Annotated in this window: 19 protein-coding genes and 2 tRNA genes; 11 read left to right on the top strand and 10 right to left on the bottom strand. The window is 44.6% G+C overall.

The window, feature by feature from the left end:
• Positions 1 to 55: 55 nt before the first annotated feature.
• Positions 56 to 2,707: a beta-N-acetylhexosaminidase gene (locus tag R8N46_RS22240; RefSeq protein ID WP_115385797.1), complete on the bottom strand. Its 2,652-nt coding sequence runs from the start codon at positions 2,705 to 2,707 to the stop codon at positions 56 to 58.
• A 494-nt stretch (positions 2,708 to 3,201) separates the two neighbouring features.
• Here R8N46_RS22240 and R8N46_RS22235 point away from each other — a divergent pair, with 494 nt between their 5' ends.
• Complete coding sequence (locus R8N46_RS22235) at positions 3,202 to 4,074, top strand: TraB/GumN family protein (RefSeq protein ID WP_064353689.1); 873 nt, start codon at positions 3,202 to 3,204, stop codon at positions 4,072 to 4,074.
• Between the two features lie 152 nt (positions 4,075 to 4,226).
• On the top strand, positions 4,227 to 4,610 hold the full coding sequence (locus R8N46_RS22230) for a hypothetical protein (protein WP_005384085.1): 384 nt from the start codon (positions 4,227 to 4,229) through the stop codon (positions 4,608 to 4,610).
• Positions 4,611 to 5,051: 441 nt separating this feature from the next.
• On the opposite strand, the gene R8N46_RS22225 is transcribed toward R8N46_RS22230, so the two are convergent.
• Positions 5,052 to 5,128: transfer RNA gene (locus R8N46_RS22225), tRNA-Pro, on the bottom strand.
• Between the two features lie 259 nt (positions 5,129 to 5,387).
• Here R8N46_RS22225 and R8N46_RS22220 point away from each other — a divergent pair.
• The 3 genes from R8N46_RS22220 (at position 5,388) to rluF (ending at position 7,494) form a co-directional block, all read left to right on the top strand.
• Positions 5,388 to 5,528: a DUF3149 domain-containing protein gene (locus tag R8N46_RS22220; RefSeq protein ID WP_005382236.1), complete on the top strand. Its 141-nt coding sequence runs from the start codon at positions 5,388 to 5,390 to the stop codon at positions 5,526 to 5,528.
• 132 nt (positions 5,529 to 5,660) lie between these two features.
• Positions 5,661 to 6,242, top strand: coding sequence for a DNA endonuclease SmrA (gene smrA / locus R8N46_RS22215; protein WP_104978869.1), 582 nt, complete (start codon positions 5,661 to 5,663; stop codon positions 6,240 to 6,242).
• A 94-nt stretch (positions 6,243 to 6,336) separates the two neighbouring features.
• Positions 6,337 to 7,494, top strand: coding sequence for a 23S rRNA pseudouridine(2604) synthase RluF (gene rluF, locus R8N46_RS22210; RefSeq protein WP_104978867.1), 1,158 nt, complete (start codon positions 6,337 to 6,339; stop codon positions 7,492 to 7,494).
• Positions 7,495 to 7,558: 64 nt separating this feature from the next.
• Here the strand turns inward: rluF and ybaK are convergent, their stop codons facing one another.
• The 8 genes from ybaK to hemA all read right to left on the bottom strand — a co-directional run bounded on the left by ybaK (position 7,559) and on the right by hemA (position 15,414).
• A complete protein-coding gene (gene ybaK / locus R8N46_RS22205) occupies positions 7,559 to 8,032 on the bottom strand; it encodes a Cys-tRNA(Pro) deacylase (protein ID WP_005382231.1) in 474 nt (157 codons plus the stop codon).
• Positions 8,033 to 8,134: 102 nt separating this feature from the next.
• Positions 8,135 to 9,817, bottom strand: coding sequence for a bifunctional UDP-sugar hydrolase/5'-nucleotidase UshA (ushA, locus tag R8N46_RS22200; RefSeq protein WP_025768955.1), 1,683 nt, complete (start codon positions 9,815 to 9,817; stop codon positions 8,135 to 8,137).
• Between the two features lie 220 nt (positions 9,818 to 10,037).
• The gene (gene kdsA / locus R8N46_RS22195) at positions 10,038 to 10,889 is read right to left on the bottom strand and encodes a 3-deoxy-8-phosphooctulonate synthase (protein WP_005384095.1); all 852 of its coding nucleotides are present in this window, start codon (positions 10,887 to 10,889) and stop codon (positions 10,038 to 10,040) included.
• Positions 10,890 to 10,942: 53 nt separating this feature from the next.
• Positions 10,943 to 11,752 carry a SirB1 family protein gene (locus R8N46_RS22190; protein ID WP_005384098.1) on the bottom strand — a complete coding sequence of 270 codons (810 nt, stop codon included), beginning with the start codon at positions 11,750 to 11,752 and terminating at the stop codon, positions 10,943 to 10,945.
• A 5-nt stretch (positions 11,753 to 11,757) separates the two neighbouring features.
• Complete coding sequence (locus R8N46_RS22185; RefSeq protein WP_005382225.1) at positions 11,758 to 12,141, bottom strand: SirB2 family protein; 384 nt, start codon at positions 12,139 to 12,141, stop codon at positions 11,758 to 11,760.
• Between the two features lie 40 nt (positions 12,142 to 12,181).
• Positions 12,182 to 13,036, bottom strand: a complete 855-nt coding sequence (prmC, locus tag R8N46_RS22180) for a peptide chain release factor N(5)-glutamine methyltransferase (protein ID WP_171346011.1) — start codon at positions 13,034 to 13,036, stop codon at positions 12,182 to 12,184.
• A 3-nt stretch (positions 13,037 to 13,039) separates the two neighbouring features.
• Positions 13,040 to 14,128: a peptide chain release factor 1 gene (gene prfA / locus R8N46_RS22175; RefSeq protein ID WP_171346010.1), complete on the bottom strand. Its 1,089-nt coding sequence runs from the start codon at positions 14,126 to 14,128 to the stop codon at positions 13,040 to 13,042.
• A gap of 29 nt (positions 14,129 to 14,157) precedes the next feature.
• Complete coding sequence (hemA, locus tag R8N46_RS22170) at positions 14,158 to 15,414, bottom strand: glutamyl-tRNA reductase (RefSeq protein WP_005384104.1); 1,257 nt, start codon at positions 15,412 to 15,414, stop codon at positions 14,158 to 14,160.
• A gap of 134 nt (positions 15,415 to 15,548) precedes the next feature.
• Between hemA and lolB the strand changes: the two genes are divergently transcribed.
• The 6 genes from lolB (at position 15,549) to R8N46_RS22140 (ending at position 20,230) form a co-directional block, all read left to right on the top strand.
• The gene (lolB, locus tag R8N46_RS22165; protein ID WP_085570134.1) at positions 15,549 to 16,187 is read left to right on the top strand and encodes a lipoprotein insertase outer membrane protein LolB; all 639 of its coding nucleotides are present in this window, start codon (positions 15,549 to 15,551) and stop codon (positions 16,185 to 16,187) included.
• Positions 16,184 to 17,056 carry a 4-(cytidine 5'-diphospho)-2-C-methyl-D-erythritol kinase gene (ispE, locus tag R8N46_RS22160; RefSeq protein WP_167415055.1) on the top strand — a complete coding sequence of 291 codons (873 nt, stop codon included), beginning with the start codon at positions 16,184 to 16,186 and terminating at the stop codon, positions 17,054 to 17,056. Before lolB ends, ispE begins: the two co-directional genes overlap by 4 nt.
• Before the next feature lie 27 nt (positions 17,057 to 17,083).
• Positions 17,084 to 18,028 carry a ribose-phosphate pyrophosphokinase gene (locus R8N46_RS22155; protein ID WP_005393176.1) on the top strand — a complete coding sequence of 315 codons (945 nt, stop codon included), beginning with the start codon at positions 17,084 to 17,086 and terminating at the stop codon, positions 18,026 to 18,028.
• A gap of 151 nt (positions 18,029 to 18,179) precedes the next feature.
• Complete coding sequence (pth, locus tag R8N46_RS22150) at positions 18,180 to 18,770, top strand: aminoacyl-tRNA hydrolase (protein ID WP_005384112.1); 591 nt, start codon at positions 18,180 to 18,182, stop codon at positions 18,768 to 18,770.
• Positions 18,771 to 18,780: 10 nt separating this feature from the next.
• On the top strand, positions 18,781 to 19,872 hold the full coding sequence (gene ychF / locus R8N46_RS22145) for a redox-regulated ATPase YchF (RefSeq protein ID WP_005393178.1): 1,092 nt from the start codon (positions 18,781 to 18,783) through the stop codon (positions 19,870 to 19,872).
• Between the two features lie 284 nt (positions 19,873 to 20,156).
• Positions 20,157 to 20,230: transfer RNA gene (locus R8N46_RS22140), tRNA-Met, on the top strand.
• Positions 20,231 to 20,232 lie beyond the last annotated feature (2 nt).

Raw genomic sequence — 20,232 nt, 5'->3', positions numbered from 1 at the left:
GAAGCCCCAACATGATGTTGAGGCTTTGCCAAAAAATTAACTTACAAGAATCGAGTTATTTCACGCTGGTCACTCGACTTGCTTTCTCACCGGTTGCTGACACAGAACGGATAAACATTTCACCTTTCACATTTGGACGAGCATTATCTGCGTAAGTTAGCCAGTTCTTGCCGTCTAGAGAGTATTGAAGCTTCACACCCGGGAACTGAACGTTCATTGCCAGTTTACCCTCTTCAACTTTCGCGCCTGGTACAGGTAGACGGTAGTCGATACCTGATTTCTCTAGCTTAGCCAGTTCACGTTGGCCAAGTACGTTCGCAAAGCGGTTGTAGTCTTGGTTTAGCGCAGCTTTGTCTACTAGGTTAGAGCTTTGCGAGTATTCAACACCCACTTTGTAGTCGTTTTCCCAATCAGCACGGTGCCATGCACGCTCAGCTGCTGCTAGTACGCGAGGGAATACCATGTACTCATATTGCTCATCGTTGCGTACTGTCTCAGACCAAAGCTGTGCTGATAGGCCATAGAATGGTTTCGCTTCGATATCACCTTTACCAGTGAAGCCATTGCCATCACGGTCTACAGAGGTTTCTGCGTTCTGAGGCATGTTCTCTGGTGCAAAGCCAAACATCTTACGAGTATCTGTTGCACGTGTAGCCCAGTAGTAACCACGCTCTTTCGGGTCAACTTCGTACGGCATGTCCATGTACACGTAGTCTGGGTTAGAAACGATCACGTCGTAACCTTTCTTAGACCATTCGTACACTGATGATGTGCCACCCCAGTAAAGAACGTCCCAGAAGTTAACACGCGTGTTTTCTGTTGCGAACGCTTTCTCACCTTCACTGTATTTAAGACCATCTTGCCAAGCTTGGAAGTTTGGAATGCCTTTCTCTGCCACCATCTTCGACACTTCTTCTGCAAAGTGGCTTGGTAGATGAGCAAAATCGCTTACCGTACCGTCTGCAATTAGCGTCTGACATTGTGGAGACTGTGCGAATGGCTTGTCTTGCTTAGACAAATCAATGTTACCCTTCCAGCTTACTTTGTCTTCTGCGTTGATATCTTGCAGACCAGCGCCTAGCTTAATGTTCTTCGCTTCGTCACCACCGAAGTGCCATGTTGTTAGCGGCGTGCCTGCCTCTTGGTGCATTGCTGCTACTTCTGAAATCACCTTATCAACGAAGCGAGTTGAAGATTCCATACATGGGTTGATGAAGCTTTGCTTGTTGTAGAACTGAACCGTCGTTACGTTCGATGTATCTTGAGGATCCATCAGGCGGTACTCGTTCGCTTCTGCTTCTTTACCTTCTTCCATTAGACGGTCGTAACGTGCTTCCATTGATACCACTGCTGCACGAGCGTGCGCTGGCATATCAATTTCAGGGATCACTTCGATGTTACGCGCTTTCGCGTACTTCAAGATGTCCACGTAGTCTGCTTTGCTGAAGAAGCCAGAACCAAAGTTGTCTGTCGTTGCACCTGAGCCAAGCTGAGGCAGTAAACAGCTTTTCTCTTCCAAATCGAAACAACGGTTAGCACCCACTTCAGTCAGCTCAGGCAGACCCGGGATTTCTAAACGCCAGCCTTCATCATCCGTTAGGTGAAGGTGTAGTTTGTTCATCTTGTACGCTGCCATTTGGTCAAGCGTTGCAAGGATTGCGTCCTTAGAGTGGAAGTTACGAGCCACGTCCACCATCACACCACGGTAATCAAAACGCGGCGCATCTTTAATAGACAGTTGTGGTAGAGAATCAGCATTTTGGCTATCTACCAGGCCAAAGATAGATTGTACTGCGTAGAAAGCCCCTGCTTGGTCGAACGCTTTAATCACAATACTGTCGCCTTTGATGCTCATTTCGTAAGCACCAGATTTTGCTAATTCACCGGTGAAGTCTGCAGGAACAACAGTGATGCTTACAGGAAGATCACCACGAACATCCACACCTACCACTTCTGCACGATCTTGAATTGCTGCGTATTGAGTCGCATCGAATGCGTCTTTAGGCAGCGCGATACCCGCCGCGATATCTACGGTACCTTTACCTGCTTCAACAGACAGTGGCGTTGGTAGTAACGTGGTTGATACGTCTTGTTTTACTAGGTCTTCGTTCTTCTCGAAACGAGACACAGCGTTTGCAAATACGTTGTTGTCATCTGGCGTACGTTTTAGGTTGTTCCCCTCAAGGCCAGTCACGAAAGATGCAACGTCTTCTGTGTTAAGAGAAGCAATCATCTTAGGCTCTGCATTTGGTGCAGCAACGAACGCGCCTGGCATGAAGTCAGTTTCAAATAGCTGCCAGTATTCAGCAACAAGAGGAAGCACAACCTCTTCACCCGCAGCAAAACCATCAAACTTATCTGTCGGTTCTAGTTTGTGTAGGTCACCCGTTACGCGAGAGATTTTGAACTGTTCGTTTTCAACATCCAGAATCAGACGAATGCTGTGGAAGTAAATAGCCCAATCTTTTGAGTCAACCGCTTCTCCTTGGTTAACCAACGTCATGTTTACCTTGTTACAAGACGCCCACTCAGCCCCTAAGCCCTGACAAGCAAGACCTTCGTTTGCGCCGTGGTTAGTCAACACTTGGTATTGAATATCAAGATTATTAGCCAACGAATTTACAACTTGTTGTTCAGAGCTTTGCAGCGCAGCGCAACCTGCTAATGTAGTGATAACAGAAATAGCAATCAGACTAGGTTTAAACATCTTACTTCCCCAAAAAAGTCAGTGGTTCAAAACGACAATGATAAAAATCTCGGCCCCTCAAATGCGAGGTACCTAACCGTTACATTCAACATACAACCTGTTATTTCTAAGCGTAAAATAAATAGAAATAGGAAGTGATCCAGCTCAAAAAATGACACTCAGCAAAAACAATAAAAACCTAATTTTCATGGAGTTACAATACACGTCAAAATCGAACAACTTGTTTTGACGAGTTTGCTGCGATCTAGGTCACTTATATTCATGAGTTACGACTGATTTTGTAAGATTTGGATCACGCCTAATTATTTTGTGAACCATTAGTAAGCGAATTACCTATTTACCTTTCGTGAAGTGACTCTCATTTATTCGTCGTCAAAACTCGTCAATATTTTTATAAATGACGATTTTGTCGAATACACCACTGGAGAAATTGCACTTAACCTCACGCTATTTTGCGTATAAAGTTTCAAGGTATCTTATCTGAGGACCATTCTATGTTTCGTCTCTTGACGCTCATATCATCTCTACTTGTTACTTTAACGCCTTTTTCATCTTATGCAGAGCCACAGCATTGGTTAGCGAAAAAAGGGGAAACCGAACTTATGATTATTGGCTCGGTACATGTGGGGGATAAAACGATGTACCCACTCCCTAGAACGGTCATCCAGTATTTAAGCCAAAGCGCAGGGTTGATTATTGAAGCAGACGTCAGGAATTCTGAAGGCTTGGTTTACCCACAAACAACCATTCTTTCTAAAGATGTTTTAGACAGAGCTCAACGTCGCCACTTAATTGAAATTGCCCAAGATTTAGGTTTGCCAGAAACTCAACTCCTAAATTCCCCACCTTGGATGGCTGCATTCACCATCCAACTCGCTTTAGTCAACAAACTGGGGTATGTCTCTGATAAAGGGGTCGACATGCACCTAATAGGACTCGCTGATAAAAAGCAAATCCCGGTCATTCCACTAGAGTCAGTGCAATTCCAAATCGATTTAATCGCAGGTCAATCAGAAGGCGGTAAAGAGATACTTCTCTCGTCAATTGAAGAATATGATGGCGGAGAAGAGTTGGTTCAATGCTTGATAGAGAGTTGGAAGAGTGGTGATGGTAGCATGTTGGTCGAAGCCTCTTTGACCGATCATACAACAGAAGAGTTTAACCAAGCCTTTTTATACGAGCGTAATCGAGATTGGGCTAAAAAACTCGACACTGGCAGTGTTCTACCTCAACAATCGGGTCGCTTCACCGTTGTTGTTGGTGGCTTGCATTTAGTAGGTAAAGATAACCTGATTGAACTGCTTAAAAATCGGGGATTTAACATCAAACCACTGGGTAAGACGCGCCAAGCAAATTGTGATATCTAGTGATTGTGTGAAAAATGCCATTTAAATACAATTATTTAAATACAACCATTTAAAAATTCATTCAAACTTTCTTATAAAACGCCGTTAAGCTAAGTGGATACAAAACAACTCATATGAAATTTAAATATTTATTCCTATACACGATTGGAATTATGCTCACTTCTTCGCTGTCTTATGCTAAACCGCCATGCAACGTAGAAGCTTTTCAAGCTATTGATATAACTCCGGAAGTAAAAGGCGGTGTTTTAGATAAAGAGAGTGGTCAATTTCTTATTACCGAAAAACCAATGATGCGTTGCGCGAACATCACGTTTTCAACAGCCCACACTCGAAATCGCGTTGCACATATGATGAACCAAGGCTTTGAAGCGGTTTACTATGATGGAAATACAAGCAAATCTCACTCAGTAACGTTTGATGAAGACGATTTAAAAGCGGGTTACGTCAAGATTGGTCCAAATCACCCAAAGACCGCTTATGTCTGTTTCACTACTTCTGAAACTCCTATCAATACTATCTCGTGTGACATCAAGTAATAAATTTACTCGCTCTAAAAAATGAAAAGGCCCTACATTTCTGTAGAGCCTTCCTCTCAATACGTGTCGGTGAAGTGCCACATTCGAACATCAGGCGAACCCCAATTTGATTCGAACTATTGAAGTCTAAAATTACTAGCGCTAAAAACGACGAAAGCCTGCTCATTGAGCAGGCTTTCTAAAAGTGGTCGGTGAAGTAGGGATTCGACGCGGCTGGGCTTCCAGAGGACTGGCATTCCAGACCCCGCCCCTCTGGTTCCAAATAAATATCACCAAATACGAAAAAGGCTCTACATTTCTGTAGAGCCTTTTTCTCAATATGTGTCGATGAAGAGCCATATTCTAACTTCAGGCGAACCCCATTTGGTTCGCTACTATCAAAGTCAAATTTGCTGCCGCTAAAACGACGAAAGCCTGCTCATTGAGCAGGCTTTCTGAAAGTGGTCGGTGAAGAGGGATTCGAACCCCCGACCCTCTGGTCCCAAACCAGATGCGCTACCAAGCTGCGCTATTCACCGAGATGTTTAACTGAGGAATTGTCCCCGTCAACGAATGCGTATATTACGGATTCTGAACTGTGGCGCAAGTGCTTTTTACAAAAAAACCTTAGGTCTTAATTCGTTTGATGAATAACTGAACACTAGCACGTAAAATGTGACTGATAACTCACAACAAAATACAGTTTATTAACCTTAGCAACATAATTGATCCAGATCAGTGTGCAACAAGACACCGCCATTTAGTTTATTCCTGTCGGGAACATCTTGGAGGAAACGTATGGACTTTTGGCTTGATCTCCTATTTGGTAATGCAGTGGGTCTATCGTCAATGATAGTAATTTTTGGGGCAATTGGTCTGATGTTATTTTACGGCGGTTTCTTCATATACAAGATCATGAACGACAAATCTCCTCACTAGATCTCGCTTAGCTCTAGAAACGCTTTGCACCGGAGTCGGTTACTTGCCTACTCCGGTTTTTTATTTGATCTCAATGCACCACTCATTGATATAATCCTATTATTCCTCCCTGTTCTTAATGAGATTACTGCTATGTCTCACGACGACGATTTTGATCTATTTCAACAGATGATGGGCGATGTAAAGCCAATCACTCAAGACACCACCGAACACAAAAAAGTACACCAAGTAACAGAAGCACAGCTCGCAAAACGCGAAGCAGCAATCTGGTTAACGGAAGATGACCCAGAATACCTATCACTTGATCACGCTGAAATGCTCAAGCCAGAGGACTTTGTTGAGTTCAAACGTGATGGTGTACAAGATGGCGTATACCGAAAACTGCGCCTTGGTAAGTATCCAATCCAAGCTCGCTTGGATTTGCACCGTAAAACATTGAGAGAAGCACGTGATGAAGTCGTGACGTTTTTAAAGCAATGCCTATCAATGGACATTAGAACGGTCGTTATCGTCCATGGTCGAGGAGAACGCTCAAATCCACCTGCAATGATGAAAAGCTTTGTTAGCAGTTGGCTACGACAAATAAAGGAAGTCCAATGCGTCCATAGTGCGCAACGCTTTCACGGTGGAACTGGAGCCGTTTACGTCCTACTTAGAAAAAGTGCGGAAAAGAAATTAGAAACCCGCGAACGTCACCAAAAACGGTTAGGCTAAATTTCACCCTAATGCTAGAATGCCCGCCCTTATTCTTCCTTCCCCTTAAAGGAAGGGAGCTTCATTCGCCGTTGTGAAACGTTAGGAGACAAAAATGTCACAAGACAACGCTAAACGATTAAATAAATTCATCAGTGAAACGGGGTTTTGCTCACGCCGTGAAGCAGACAGACTGATTGAGCAAGGCCGTGTCACCATTAATGGCAACAAACCTGAAATGGGGACAAAAGTGCTACCTGGTGATGATGTTTGTGTGGATGGTAAGCCAGTGGCAGCAAAAGAGAAGCCGATTTATATCGCTCTCAATAAACCAACAGGTATCACCTGTACAACTGAGAGAGACGTCCCTGGAAACATCGTTGATTTCATCGGCCACCAAAAACGTATCTTTCCGATCGGCCGCTTAGACAAACCCTCTGATGGTCTGATCTTTTTGACCAACGATGGCGACATCGTGAACAAAATCCTTCGCGCAGGCAACAGCCACGAAAAAGAGTACGTCGTACGCGTGGACAAGCCAATTACAGGCGAGTTTCTCAAACAGATGTCGAGTGGCGTTAAGATTCTCGACACAGTCACCCTACCTTGTAAGGTAACGAAAGAAACTAAATTCTCTTTCCGTATTGTGCTCACTCAAGGACTTAACCGTCAGATCCGTCGCATGTGTGAAGCGCTGGGCTATGAAGTATTCAAGCTGCGTCGCGTACGCATCATGAATATCTCTCTTGATGGTATTCCGAATGGAAAATGGCGTTATCTAAGTGACGAAGAAGTGGCAGAGATCCTAGCAATGTGTGAAGGCTCGGTAGGTACAGAAGAAGCATCAAAAACAGACTCTAGAGGTCGCAACATTCGTAAAGCGACCGACGCGAAGCTGTTTGATAGCCGTGAAGAAAACCAAGATTCTACTGCTCGTCGTAACCAGAAGACACTAACTTTCCGTGGTAACAATGCTGATGAATTCCGTCATGCACCAAACTCGAAAAAAGGTCAACAAAAGCGTCGTCAGCGTGATGATGAAGGCGGACGTCCAGCTAAAGAACATTACAAAGCGAAACCACAAGGTGAACGCAGCAGACCGCAAGGCGAGCATGGTAAATCACACCGTAAACCAGATGCATCGAGCAATACGCATTCAGCAAACAAGCCTCAATCACCGAGTAAGCCCAAGCAGCATTACATGAACCCAAATGCCGCGAAACCAAGTAAACCAGCTAAACGCACTGGTGGTACATTGAGTCTGAAGAAGTAACGCTTCACTGACAGGCAAGATCAAAAAAGGACGCTCATGAGCGTCCTTTTTATTTGTCATGAGTTTACAAACAAAGAGGTGCAAACTGACCGCGAGTTAAGCTCAGCAAATCTCTCGGGGCTAACTCAATTTCTAAACCACGTTTACCAGCACTCACACAGATTGTGTCTTGCTCTGCTGCGCTTTCGTGCAAAAAAGTAGGTAAGGCTTTCTTCTGCCCTAGTGGGCTAATTCCACCAACGACATAACCTGTGGTCTTTTGCGCGATTTCCGGATCAGCCATATCGGCCTTTTTGCCCTTCGCTGCTTTCGCTGCCAGTTTTAGGTTCAGCTTTTGATCAACAGGGATAATCGCAACCGCAAGGTTCTTTGGCTCCCCGTTCAAGCAGAACAACAAGGTTTTAAATACTGTTTTCGGATCCTGTCCTAGCACTTCAGCAGCTTCTAAACCATAACTATCGGCTCTAGGATCGTGCTCATATTGATGGATAGTGTGTGGAATTTTTTTCTTTTTCGCAAGATTAATGGCCGGAGTCATCAAGATTCTCCTCATAAAAACAAAAAGCGCAGACTGAATTGGATCTGCGCTTTTAGTTAATGATATCAGCGAGTTTGAGTCAATCGCTTTTTCTCTGTTGGGTTACTGATCAATCGCCGTATCAACTAAATACGTGATTTCACCTGAAGGGGCATACTCATTAACATCAATAGGGCTGTGTGTTTCTAAATAATCCTTCAAAACTTCAGCATCGGTAAAACCTGTATTTACATACCCTGGATGATCGTCGATTTTAGGGTAACCATCTCCACCAGCAGCATTATAGCTTGGTACTGTAAAGCGGTAATTACCATCTAAGCGAAGTTGCTTATTACCAATAAACACATTGGTTACCTCACCATTATTGATACTCATCGCAATGCCTGCAAACTGTGCATAAGCACCAGAGTCAACAGGCTTAGTTGCAACGACATTTAGATAATCTAATACCTCTTTACCCGTCATATCAACGTAAGAAACCATATTGCCAAATGGCTGAACAGTGAGCACGTCTTTATAAGTAATATCACCCGCAGCAATCGAATCTCGAACACCACCAGAATTCATTACGGCGAAATCTGCTTTCGCACGTTCCATGTGAGCCGTTGCAATTAATCGACCTAAGTTTGTTTGCTGGTAACGAACCACATTGCGGTCACCCTCAAGCTTACCGTTAGATTCTGCAATCTTCACGTTTAGCTTGCCCTGACCTTTTTCTTGATAAGGACGAAGAAACTCAAGCATCGCTTCGTCTTGTTTAATCTCTTCTTGGATCAAGACTCGTTGCGACTGACCATCAACTTTAACTTTCTTTTTCAAGTTTACTGGGATCAGATCGTAGCTCACCATCGAGAGTTCGCCATTACGAAACTCGTAATCGGCGCGTCCCACATATTTCCCCCACTCATGTGCCTGAACAATAAAGGTACCATTTTGTTTATCGGGCTGACATTCATCACCTGGTTTAAAGTTCTTTTTGATAACGTTTGGCCCTTCCATACAAACAGGCTCTTGTGAGTGTCCTCCAACGATCATGTCGAGATCGCCGTCATTCAAATAACGAGCTAACGCCACATCGCCGGGAGCATTGATGCCTCTATTACCATTTTCATAGTGTCCCATATGCGTGACAGCAAAAATCAGATCTGGATACTCTGTTTCTTTCAGTTCTGCAATCAACTTCTTGGCTTCTTCTTTCGGGTCACGGAAGTCAATTTGTTCAATGAATTCAGGGTTGCCAAGTTTCGCTGTGTCTTCGGTTGTAAGACCAATGACCGCAATTTTAATGCCCTGCTTGTTAAACATCGCGTATGGTTGGAATAAACGCTTGCCAGTATTTTTATCGTAAATATTGGCAGACAACATCGGAAAGTTTGCCCACTCTTGCTGCTTGAATAGCACGTCCAATGGATTATCAAACTCATGATTACCTAGAGCCATCGCATCGTAACCAATTTTGCTCATGCCTTTGAAATCCGGCTCGGCATCTTGTAAATCAGACTCAGGTACTCCTGTGTTGATGTCACCACCAGAAAGCAGTAACACGCTGCCCCCCTCAGCCTGTATTTCTTCGCGCAAATCATCGATTAACGTTTTACGCGCCGCCATGCCATATTCACCGTATCGATTTTGCCAAAAGCGACCATGATGATCGTTAGTGTGCAATACGGTCAATTTATAGGTTGTATCGGCATTCCATTCTGGTGCAGGTTGCGTAGCACACCCAGCTAACGAGGCCAAGATAGCGGCACTCAAAACAGTTTTGATCATCAGACGCTGATTCATTTATTTACCTTTTTCTTATTGGGATTACTGATGCACATTTTAAGCATTGGATCTATTTGAAAACCACGTGCACCCTAACACATTGATTTAATAATTATGATGCATTGTTTAGCAATAACAAATTCATCAGTAACAAGTTTGAGAATTCACGGCTTTTCAGATAAAAAAATAGCCAACACTCGGTTGGCTATAGTATTTGTTACCACCAGTCATCTGGCGTTTACTTGATATCGATATCTGCAAAGCTCTTGATCAGATCATCAAGCGATTTCATTTGTGCTAAGAATGGCTCTAACTTGTCTAGAGGCAGTGCAGATGGGCCATCACAACGCGCTTGGTCTGGGTTTGGGTGCGCTTCGATAAATAGACCTGCGATGCCTGTCGCTAGACCCGCTTTTGCAAGTTCAACTGTCTGCTCACGACGGCCGCCAGATGCTGCGCCTGATGGGTCACGCATTTGTAGTGAGTGCGTTACGTCAAAGATGATTGGGCTACCTTTCGAAGCATTTTTCATCACACCAAAACCAAGCATGTCTACAACTAGGTTATCGTAACCGTGGCAAGAACCGCGCTCACATAGGATGATCTTGTCGTTACCGCATTCTGCGAACTTCTCAACGATGTTACCCACTTGACCAGGGCTCATAAATTGAGGTTTCTTCACGTTGATAACCGCACCTGTTTTAGCCATAGCTTCAACAAGGTCAGTTTGACGAGCTAGGAATGCAGGAAGCTGAATAACGTCTACCACGTCAGCGACAGGTTGAGCTTGTGCTTCAGTGTGAACGTCCGTGATGATCTTTACACCAAAAGTGTCTTTCAGCTCCTGAAAGATTTTCATACCTTCTTCCAGACCTGGACCACGGTATGAATGAACAGAACTGCGGTTTGCTTTGTCAAACGACGCCTTAAATACGTAAGGAATACCAAGTTTTTCCGTTACTTTTACGTAGTGCTCACAGATCTGCATCGCAAGATCACGAGACTCAAGAACGTTCATACCTGCAAATAGGGTGAATGGCTTGTCGTTAGCAACCTGAATGTCGCCGATATTAACGATTTTCTGTTCCATTTTGATTCTCTTTTTCTGTCCACGATACGCCACAGTTCGGCACATCGATAAAATTAGTGAAGTGTGACGTGCGTTTCACTCATCACATTAACTTGTGATTTTAGTAGCTCGGAAGCCGGATCATCAGGGCATTGGTCAATAAAGTACTGAAAATCTGATACCGCTACTTGAGGGCACTCTAGCTGTTGGAAAATAAAACCACGGTCACGAATTTCGTATGGATCATCTGGCACAAACGTTAGAGCAAGATTCGTACAACGTAATGCCAGCGTATAATGCTCTTCGCGCAACATCGCACTTTTAATCAACGCCAACCAGCGACCAATAATTGTTGGGTTGTCAGCTTCCTCAAAATGTTCAGGCTTTAGCTGAGCTAGCGGTCCTTCTTGGCCAATAAGCCAAGCTTGAAGAATCCTTTCACCTACATACTCACCATTAAATGGGTTGATGTAGTCTGGCTTCTTATGCATCCAGTCGACTTTTAACAGGAACTGAGTAGGGAAAGTAACTCCCTTCAACGGGAACCCCAGCTTTTTGCCTAGGTATAACAAAATCGAACCTAAGCTCACAGGAATACCTTTTCTGCGCTCCAACACTTTATCGATGAAGCTGTTGTCCGAAATAAAGTATTCCTGCTCGTCGCCTTTGAATCCCCACTCGTGGAAAAACAGTCGTAGGAATGCATCAAATCGTTGCTCTTCATCGGTTTCATGAACAAGCGTGGCTTCTGCATCTTTGTAAAGACGCTCTAACTCTTGTTTCGCCCAATGTACTTTGGTTTCTGGGTTAATCGCTTTGTTTAGCTCAAGCGCACCTTCCACCAACGGTATATTGTCAAAATCTTCGTCAAAAAACTCTAACATGACGTCTATCCAAATAACGTAGGGCTCTTAGACACAGCAATGTTTGCAGCCATGACCAACCAACCTAATGCGCCGAAAAAGCCAAATATCTTCAGTAGGTTGTTTTTCGCAAGTTTCAATGAGAAGAATCCAAGCGCAATGTACGCCAGTACGCAGGTGATTTTGTTTGTTAACCACGGTGCGGCATCGGTAAACGGGATGAAACCCGTAATGAAAATAAGCGCGATACCTGACACTAGCAATGCAGTATCAACGATGTGGGGAAACACTTTCAAAAAACGATTATTTCGCTTCGGTGAGTTCATCATCATTAACACGAATCGGATCGATAGTAGCGTCGCGCTGAGAGCGATCGTCACTAAGTGTATGTGTTTTAGAGCTACGTACATTTTTCTTCTCTTTTTAGTTAGTGTTTGCTGACTTCCATGATTAACTGGCCAGACAACCAAGCGTTACTCGATCGTTACCGCCATAATCTTTTGCCGTAGCGACCTGTTGGTAACCTAAGCCACGCATTATCTCACGCACCGCCTCACCTTGATCATAACCATGTTCAAATGCCAGCCAACCGCCCACTTCAAGATACTGACGAGCAAGATCCGAGATATGACGAATATCAGCTAAGCCATTCTCTTTAGCAACTAATGCAGATTTTGGCTCAAAGCGCACATCACCTTGGGATAAATGTGGATCTTTTTCATCAATATATGGCGGGTTGGAGACAATTAAAGCAAACTTCGTACCTTCTGTAATAGGCTCAAACCAACTGCCTTGAGCAAAGGTCACATTTTTGATGTTTAGCTGCTCAGCATTGTACTCTGCAAGTGCTTTCGCTTCTTGTTTGAGATCTACGCCCATCACTTGACGTTTTGGCATTTCAGATGCGAGTGCGATAGCAATTGCCCCCGTCCCCGTTCCAAGATCTAAAATAGGCCCAGTTTGCTCGTAGGTCTTATCGAGTGCAACCTCGACCAAACGTTCTGTATCCGGTCTTGGGATCAAGGTAGAGGGAGAAACTTTGAACGGTAAAGACCAAAACTCTCGCTCACCAATAATATAAGCGACGGGTTCACCAGTTAAACGTCGTTCAAGTAGAGCGTCGAATTTTGCTTGTTGCTCTGCTTCTAATGCTTTTTCTGGCCAGGTCAGTAGATAAGTTCGTGGTTTGCCAAGGACATGGCAAAGGAGTACAGCTGCATCGAGAGAAGGCGACTCTTTGCCGCCTTCTGCCAGTTTCGCCGTCGCACTTTTCAGTGCTTGCTCAATCGATTGAACTTGGCTCATCGATTAGCCGTTCTCTGCGAGCGCCGCAAGTTGGTCTGCTTGGTGCTCTTGAATCACAGGATCAATCAAGCTCTGCAGGTCACCTTCCATCACTTCGTTCAAACGATAGATGGTCAGGTTGATACGGTGATCAGACACACGACCTTGTGGGTAGTTGTATGTACGAATACGGTCACTACGGTCACCAGAACCTAGAAGGTTACGACGTGTATCAGACACTTCTGCGGCACGACGCTCTTCTTCCGCTTGAACGATACGAGCAGCAAGAACCGCCATTGCTTTCGCTTTGTTCTTGTGCTGTGAACGCTCATCCTGACACTCTACTACCGTACCCGTTGGTAAGTGGGTAATACGGATTGCAGAATCCGTGGTGTTAACGTGCTGACCACCCGCGCCAGATGCACGGAACGTATCGATTTTCAGGTCTGCTGCTTTGATTTCTGGCAGATCCGCTTCAGGGATTTCCGCCATTACTGCTACTGTACAAGCAGAAGTATGCACACGGCCTTGAGATTCAGTTGCTGGAACACGCTGTACACGGTGACCGCCTGACTCAAATTTCAACACGCCGTATGCACCGTCGCCGCTTACTTTCGCGATCATCTCTTTGTAACCACCGTGCTCTGACTCGTTTGAAGACATGACTTCGATGCGCCAGCCACGCTTTTCTGCGTACTTGCTGTACATACGGAATAGATCACCCGCGAAAATGCCCGCTTCGTCGCCACCCGCACCTGCACGAATTTCTAGGAAACAGTTACGATCATCGTTCGGATCTTTTGGCAGAAGAAGAATCTGTAACTCATCAGTAAGACGCTCAATCGTCGCTTTCGCTTCTTTGATTTCTTCTTGCGCCATTTCACGCATCTCTTCGTCGTCTTCGTTTGCCATCTCTTCAGCGGCGACAAGATCTTCTTGTGCTTGTTGATAAGCTTGGAAGCACTTGGTTACTTCTTCTAGCTGAGAGTACTCTCTTGATAGAGCACGGAATTTGTCCTGATTTCCAATTACATCAGGATCACCAAGAAGATGTTGAACTTCTTCGTAACGTTCTACTAGCGTTTCTAGCTTAGTCAGAATAGAGGCTTTCATAGTGTCGTTTTCTTAATAAAAAGCGTGAGTTATAGATCATCCAAGCCAAGTGTTTGGCGGATAATCGTTAATTTTGCTGGTTCGCCTTGCTCTGCTGCACTTTGCAATGCGCGAGTTGGAGCGTGAATCAGTTTGTTGGTGAGTTTATTACTCAGCTCGCGCAGCACTTTCTCCGGATCTGCGCCTGCCGCTAAAGATTGCAAACTTTTGCTCAGTAACTCTTCACGAATTTCGTTGGCTGATTTGCGATAGTCGCGAATACTATCGACGGCTTGCAGTGAACGCAACCATGTCATAAACGCAGCGCTTTCTTCACTAACAATCGCTTCAGCTTGAATCGCTTCGACTTTACGCTGCTCAATGTTGCTGTCGATGATAGATTGCAAGTCATCAACAGAATACAGATATGCGTCGTTCAGTTCACCGACTTCCGACTCCACATCTCGCGGCACCGCAATATCGACCAACAAGATAGGTTGATGCCGGCGCTGCTTTAGAGCCGTTTCGACCATACCTTTGCCAATAATAGGCAATGGACTCGCCGTTGAGCTAATCACAATATCCGCTTTCGCCAAATGTTCAGGAATTTCGTTCAAACTGATCACTTCTGCGCCAAATTGGTCCGCTAAGCCTTGCGCGCGCTCTTTAGTGCGGTTCGCGACAATCATTTTTGTGCAACCGTTGGACGCTAAATGCTTCGCGACCAATTCAATCGTCTCACCCGCACCAACTAAAAGCACGGTTGAATCTGATAACGACTCAAAAATATGTTTTGCCAGTGTACATGCCGCATAAGCCACGGACACGGCATTACCACCAATATCTGTCTCTGTTCTTACCCGTTTGGCGACTGAGAACGTCTTTTGAAACAATTTATCAATCGAGGCATCGACGGCTTGATGATCTCGCGAGTCAGAAAATGCTTGCTTTACCTGCCCCAAAATTTGAGGCTCACCCAACACCAGAGAGTCAAGACCGCACGATACGCGCATCAAATGCTTTATTGCAGCTTGTTCTTCATGAACATACAAACTCGGCATTAAATCTTCGCGGCTCACTTGATGAAATTGAGCAAGCCAATCGATCAACTTGTTTCGCGCTCCTTGCTTAACATCGCAGTACAACTCAGTTCGGTTACAGGTTGAAACAATCACACTGCCGTTAACCGCTTCGTGCTCTCTAAGTTGCTCGAGTGCAGGGCCGAGTTTATCCGGACCAAACGCCACCTTCTCTCGCAAGTCGACAGACGCTGTATTGTGATTAATTCCAATAGCAAGCAAGGACATCTAACGTGGTATCTCTGGGATAGGTTATAAAATAGGTCCAGAATTTTACTGTAAGCACGCATTTATTGAAAGGGTAAGCCGGATTTGTTTTCCTAAGTGCGACTTTTCAATGCTATAGTTGTGAGCGATTCCCGATGAAACTGATTAATAAGCCATCAAACATGACGTTACGCTCCTTTATTCTTTTTTTCTTGTCGAGCTTACTGCTCGCTGGTTGTTCGTCCGTTCCTGAAAGTGTTACCAGCGTTGAATGGCAAGCTCATGAGCAGCGACTCGAAACCATCCAAGATTTTCAAGCAACGGGGAAACTTGGTTATATTGGCCCAGACCAAAGACAAAATTTAAACTTCTACTGGAAACATTCTTCAGCACTAAGCCAGTTGCGTTTAACAACGATTCTCGGACAAACGGCATTAAAGCTCACCATCACCCCACAAGGCGCCACAGTAGAAACTTACGATGATCAGGTCCTTTCTTCTCGCAGTGCTAACCAGCTGATTTACCGTCTTACAGGGTTAATGATGCCCGTCGAGCACATGCCTGACTGGCTATTAGGTCTACCGACCGATGCCGACAAATTCCAACTGTCTCCAACCAATACACTGCAAGCGTTAAACAAACAAATTGGTTTAAATGATTGGAGTATTGCATATCAAAGATATGGCGACGTTCAATGGCATGAACAGTCTCTCCCTCTGCCAAATAAGCTGAAACTCACCACAGCTGATGTCAAAATAAATCTAGTGATCACAAAATGGAACATCACCCAATGATTGAACTTTCAACACGCTGGCCATCACCAGCGAAATTGAATCTCTTTCTATATATCAACGGCCGTACAGAGAATGGCTATCACGAGTTACAAACGTTATTCCAATTCGTCGATCACGGCGATGAGCTCACCATTCAAGCGAACCATTCTGGTGATATTACGATTTCTCCAGAGATAGAAGGTGTGCCTCTTCAAGACAATTTAATTTGGAAAGCTGCAACCGCGCTTCAAACTTACTCAAACTGCCCTTTTGGCGCGCATATTGAGCTACAGAAAGTGCTGCCTATGGGTGGAGGCATTGGTGGGGGCTCATCGAATGCAGCTACAGCATTAGTGGCACTGAATTACTTATGGCAACTGAATCTAACTGACGACGAACTGGCTGAAATAGGTTTAAAACTAGGCGCAGACGTGCCCGTATTTGTGCGCGGATTTGCAGCTTTTGCTGAAGGTGTTGGTGAAAAACTCTCTCCTGCTTATCCCGAAGAAAAATGGTATTTAGTCGTCAGACCGAATGTATCTATCGCAACCGTCGACGTTTTTTGTCATCCAGATCTGACGCGAAACACCCCAAAACGAGATCTAGAAACACTTTTAAATACGCCAAGCGTAAACGATTGCGAAAAAATTGTACGAATGCTCTACCCAGAGGTTGATAAGCAACTTTCTTGGCTGCTACAATACGCGCCGTCAAGATTGACGGGGACAGGATCTTGCGTTTTTGCTGAATTTTCGAGCAAATCTGAAGCAGAAACTATCCTTGCACAACTCTCTGATAAAGTCTCGGCATTTATCGCTCAAGGGCGCAATATTTCGCCATTAAAAGAGACTTTGGCTGAATACCAATCAGCCTCACACCGACCTATTTAAACTGGACGCAAACCCGAGGTTTCCACCGTGCCTGATATGAAGCTATTTGCTGGTAACGCAACACCTGAACTAGCCCAACGTATTGCTGATCGTCTTTACATCTCTCTTGGTGATGCATCTGTTTCTCGCTTTTCTGATGGCGAAGTTGCAGTTCAAATCAATGAGAATGTTCGTGGTAGCGATGTTTTCATCATTCAATCCACTTGTGCACCGACTAACGACAACCTAATGGAATTGGTTGTTATGATTGATGCAATGCGCCGTGCTTCAGCAGGCCGTATCACTGCAGTTATCCCTTACTTCGGCTACGCTCGCCAAGACCGTCGTGTACGTTCTGCGCGTGTGCCAATTACTGCAAAAGTTGTTGCTGATTTCCTATCTAACGTTGGTGTTGACCGCGTTCTAACTATCGACCTACACGCAGAGCAAATTCAAGGCTTCTTCGATGTACCTGTAGACAACATCTTCGGCACGCCAGTGCTACTTGAAGATATGCAGGCTCGCGGTCTAGATAACCCTGTAGTGGTATCTCCTGACCTAGGTGGCGTTGTTCGTGCTCGTGCAACAGCAAAAGCACTAGGCGACATCGACATCGCAATCGTAGATAAGCGTCGTCCACGTGCAAACGTTTCTGAAGTAATGAACCTAATCGGTGATGTTGAAGGTCGTGACTGTGTGATCGTTGATGACATGATCGACACAGGTGGCACACTATGTAAAGCAGCTGAAGCACTAAAAGAGCGCGGTGCTAAGCGTGTATTCGCTTACGCTACTCACGCAGTATTCTCAGGCAACGCTGCGGATAACATCAAGAACTCAGTTCTTGACCAAGTTATCGTAACTGACTCTATCTCTCTGTCTAAAGAGATGGCTGCAACAGGTAAAGTGACAACACTAAGCCTATCTCGCATGCTGGCTGAAGCGATTCGTCGTATCAGCAACGAAGAGTCAATCTCTGCAATGTTCAACTAATACGAACATTTCAGTTACACTGATTTCAAAAGCACCCCTCTTTGGGGTGTTTTTTTATTTGTACTGATAACTAGAAAATCCCTTGGTCGCCCACCGCGAGTTTTCTGTGCTATCATACTGCGCTTTTTGAGATTCCAGAGAGATCCTAACCTTGAGTCAACAAATCAAACTTCTTGTTGGTCTTGCTAATCCAGGACCAGAATACGCCAGAACTCGTCACAATGCGGGCGCTTGGGTTGTAGAAGAATTAGCACGCGTTCACAACGTTACACTGAAGAACGAACCAAAGTTTTTTGGTCTAACAGGACGCATTATGGTCAATGGCCAGGATCTCCGTTTGCTTATCCCAACCACCTTCATGAATCTATCAGGTAAATCGATCGCTGCGCTTGCGAAATTTTATCAAATTAAACCTGAAGAGATCATGGTTGCTCATGACGAGCTAGACTTACCGCCAGGTGTCGCTAAGTTTAAAAAAGGTGGGGGGCACGGTGGACACAACGGTCTGCGTGACACCATTAGCAAACTGGGCAATAACAAAGATTTTTATCGTCTTCGTATTGGCATTGGTCATCCGGGACACAAAGATAAAGTGGCGGGTTTTGTATTAGGTAAAGCGCCAGCTAAAGAGCAAGAGCTTTTAGATGCAGCAGCTGATGAGGCTGTTCGTTGTCTAGATATCCTGATTAAGGATGGCCTATCTAAAGCACAAAATCGCCTCCACACGTTCAAAGCTGAATAAGGTTACTATCATGGGTTTTAAATGTGGCATCGTTGGTCTACCTAACGTAGGTAAATCAACTCTGTTCAACGCACTAACTAAAGCGGGTATCGAAGCAGCAAACTTCCCGTTCTGTACCATTGAACCAAACACTGGTGTGGTTCCTGTGCCAGATCTACGTCTAGACGCACTAGCTAAGATCGTTAACCCACAGAGAGTTCTTCCAACGACGATGGAGTTCGTGGACATCGCTGGTCTTGTTGCTGGTGCATCACGTGGTGAAGGTTTAGGTAACAAATTCCTAGCTAACATCCGTGAAACAGACGCGATTGGCCACGTTGTACGCTGTTTTGAAAACGAAAACATTGTTCACGTTTCAGGTAAAGTTTCACCTATCGAAGATATCGAAGTGATCAACCTTGAACTTGCAATGGCTGACCTTGATTCTTGTGAGCGAGCGATTCAACGTAACGCGAAGAAGGCAAAAGGCGGCGATAAAGACGCAAAATTTGAACTAACCGTACTAGAAAAACTGTTACCAGTACTAACTGAAGGCGGCATGGCACGCACAGTTGAGCTATCTAAAGAAGAGTTAGCAGCAATCGGCTACCTAAACTTCCTAACACTGAAGCCAACTATGTACATTGCAAACGTAAACGAAGATGGCTTCGAAAATAACCCATATCTAGATGCGGTTCGTGAGTTCGCAGAAAAAGAAAACAATGTCGTTGTACCTGTATGTGCAGCTATCGAATCTGAACTATCTGAACTAGAAGATGAAGATCGCGAAGAATTCCTAGCAGATATGGGGATCGAAGAGCCGGGCCTGAACCGTGTAATTCGCTCTGGTTACGAACTACTGACTCTACACACCTACTTCACAGCAGGTGTTAAAGAAGTACGTGCTTGGACAATCCCTGTTGGTGCAACTGCGCCTCAGGCGGCAGGTAAGATCCACACTGACTTCGAGAAAGGCTTTATTCGTGCAGAAGTAGTTGGTTACGACGATTTCATCCAATTCAATGGTGAAAATGGCGCAAAAGACGCAGGTAAATGGCGTCTAGAAGGTAAAGACTACATCGTAAAAGATGGCGATGTTGTACACTTCCGCTTCAATGTTTAATTAAATGAATGAATTCTAAACACTTCATTTACACTAAAAGCCAGCTGTTAAGCTGGCTTTTTTAATACCTTAAGTAAATGAACAAAAATAAATTACGCAACTGCAAGCTAATTTATTTCCAGTTTTAGATCATAAACACGCCTCTTTGTTTAAAAAGGAAGCGAACGAGGTTTTTTCCGAAATTTATTAAAAAAAACTGTTGACGGATCTCACTCAACTTCGCATAATGCGCGCCGTTCCCAACGACAAGGCAACAAAGCGTTGAGAACAAAAAATATGGTTTTGGCTACGTAGCTCAGCTGGTTAGAGCACATCACTCATAATGATGGGGTCACAGGTTCGAATCCCGTCGTAGCCACC

The organism is Vibrio sp. 1874 (assembly GCF_033344395.1).
Taxonomy (GTDB): domain Bacteria; phylum Pseudomonadota; class Gammaproteobacteria; order Enterobacterales; family Vibrionaceae; genus Vibrio; species Vibrio alginolyticus.
This window is presented reverse-complemented; position numbering and strand designations above follow the sequence as displayed.

Bases quoted from the DNA above. Each gene is read 5' to 3' on its own strand.
- R8N46_RS22240 (WP_115385797.1), bottom strand. From the start codon at position 2,707: ATGTTTAAACCTAGTCTGATTGCTATTTCTGTTATCACTACATTAGCA.
- smrA (WP_104978869.1), top strand. From the start codon at position 5,661: ATGTCTCACGACGACGATTTTGATCTATTTCAACAGATGATGGGCGAT.
- prfA (WP_171346010.1), bottom strand. From the start codon at position 14,128: ATGAAAGCCTCTATTCTGACTAAGCTAGAAACGCTAGTAGAACGTTAC.
- ybaK (WP_005382231.1), bottom strand. From the start codon at position 8,032: ATGACTCCGGCCATTAATCTTGCGAAAAAGAAAAAAATTCCACACACT.
- R8N46_RS22230 (WP_005384085.1), top strand. From the start codon at position 4,227: ATGCTCACTTCTTCGCTGTCTTATGCTAAACCGCCATGCAACGTAGAA.
- R8N46_RS22185 (WP_005382225.1), bottom strand. From the start codon at position 12,141: ATGTACGTAGCTCTAAAACACATACACTTAGTGACGATCGCTCTCAGC.
- R8N46_RS22235 (WP_064353689.1), top strand. From the start codon at position 3,202: ATGTTTCGTCTCTTGACGCTCATATCATCTCTACTTGTTACTTTAACG.
- prmC (WP_171346011.1), bottom strand. From the start codon at position 13,036: ATGAGCCAAGTTCAATCGATTGAGCAAGCACTGAAAAGTGCGACGGCG.
- rluF (WP_104978867.1), top strand. From the start codon at position 6,337: ATGTCACAAGACAACGCTAAACGATTAAATAAATTCATCAGTGAAACG.
- R8N46_RS22190 (WP_005384098.1), bottom strand. From the start codon at position 11,752: ATGTTAGAGTTTTTTGACGAAGATTTTGACAATATACCGTTGGTGGAA.
- hemA (WP_005384104.1), bottom strand. From the start codon at position 15,414: ATGTCCTTGCTTGCTATTGGAATTAATCACAATACAGCGTCTGTCGAC.
- lolB (WP_085570134.1), top strand. From the start codon at position 15,549: ATGAAACTGATTAATAAGCCATCAAACATGACGTTACGCTCCTTTATT.
- ispE (WP_167415055.1), top strand. From the start codon at position 16,184: ATGATTGAACTTTCAACACGCTGGCCATCACCAGCGAAATTGAATCTC.
- kdsA (WP_005384095.1), bottom strand. From the start codon at position 10,889: ATGGAACAGAAAATCGTTAATATCGGCGACATTCAGGTTGCTAACGAC.
- R8N46_RS22220 (WP_005382236.1), top strand. From the start codon at position 5,388: ATGGACTTTTGGCTTGATCTCCTATTTGGTAATGCAGTGGGTCTATCG.
- ushA (WP_025768955.1), bottom strand. From the start codon at position 9,817: ATGAATCAGCGTCTGATGATCAAAACTGTTTTGAGTGCCGCTATCTTG.
- ychF (WP_005393178.1), top strand. From the start codon at position 18,781: ATGGGTTTTAAATGTGGCATCGTTGGTCTACCTAACGTAGGTAAATCA.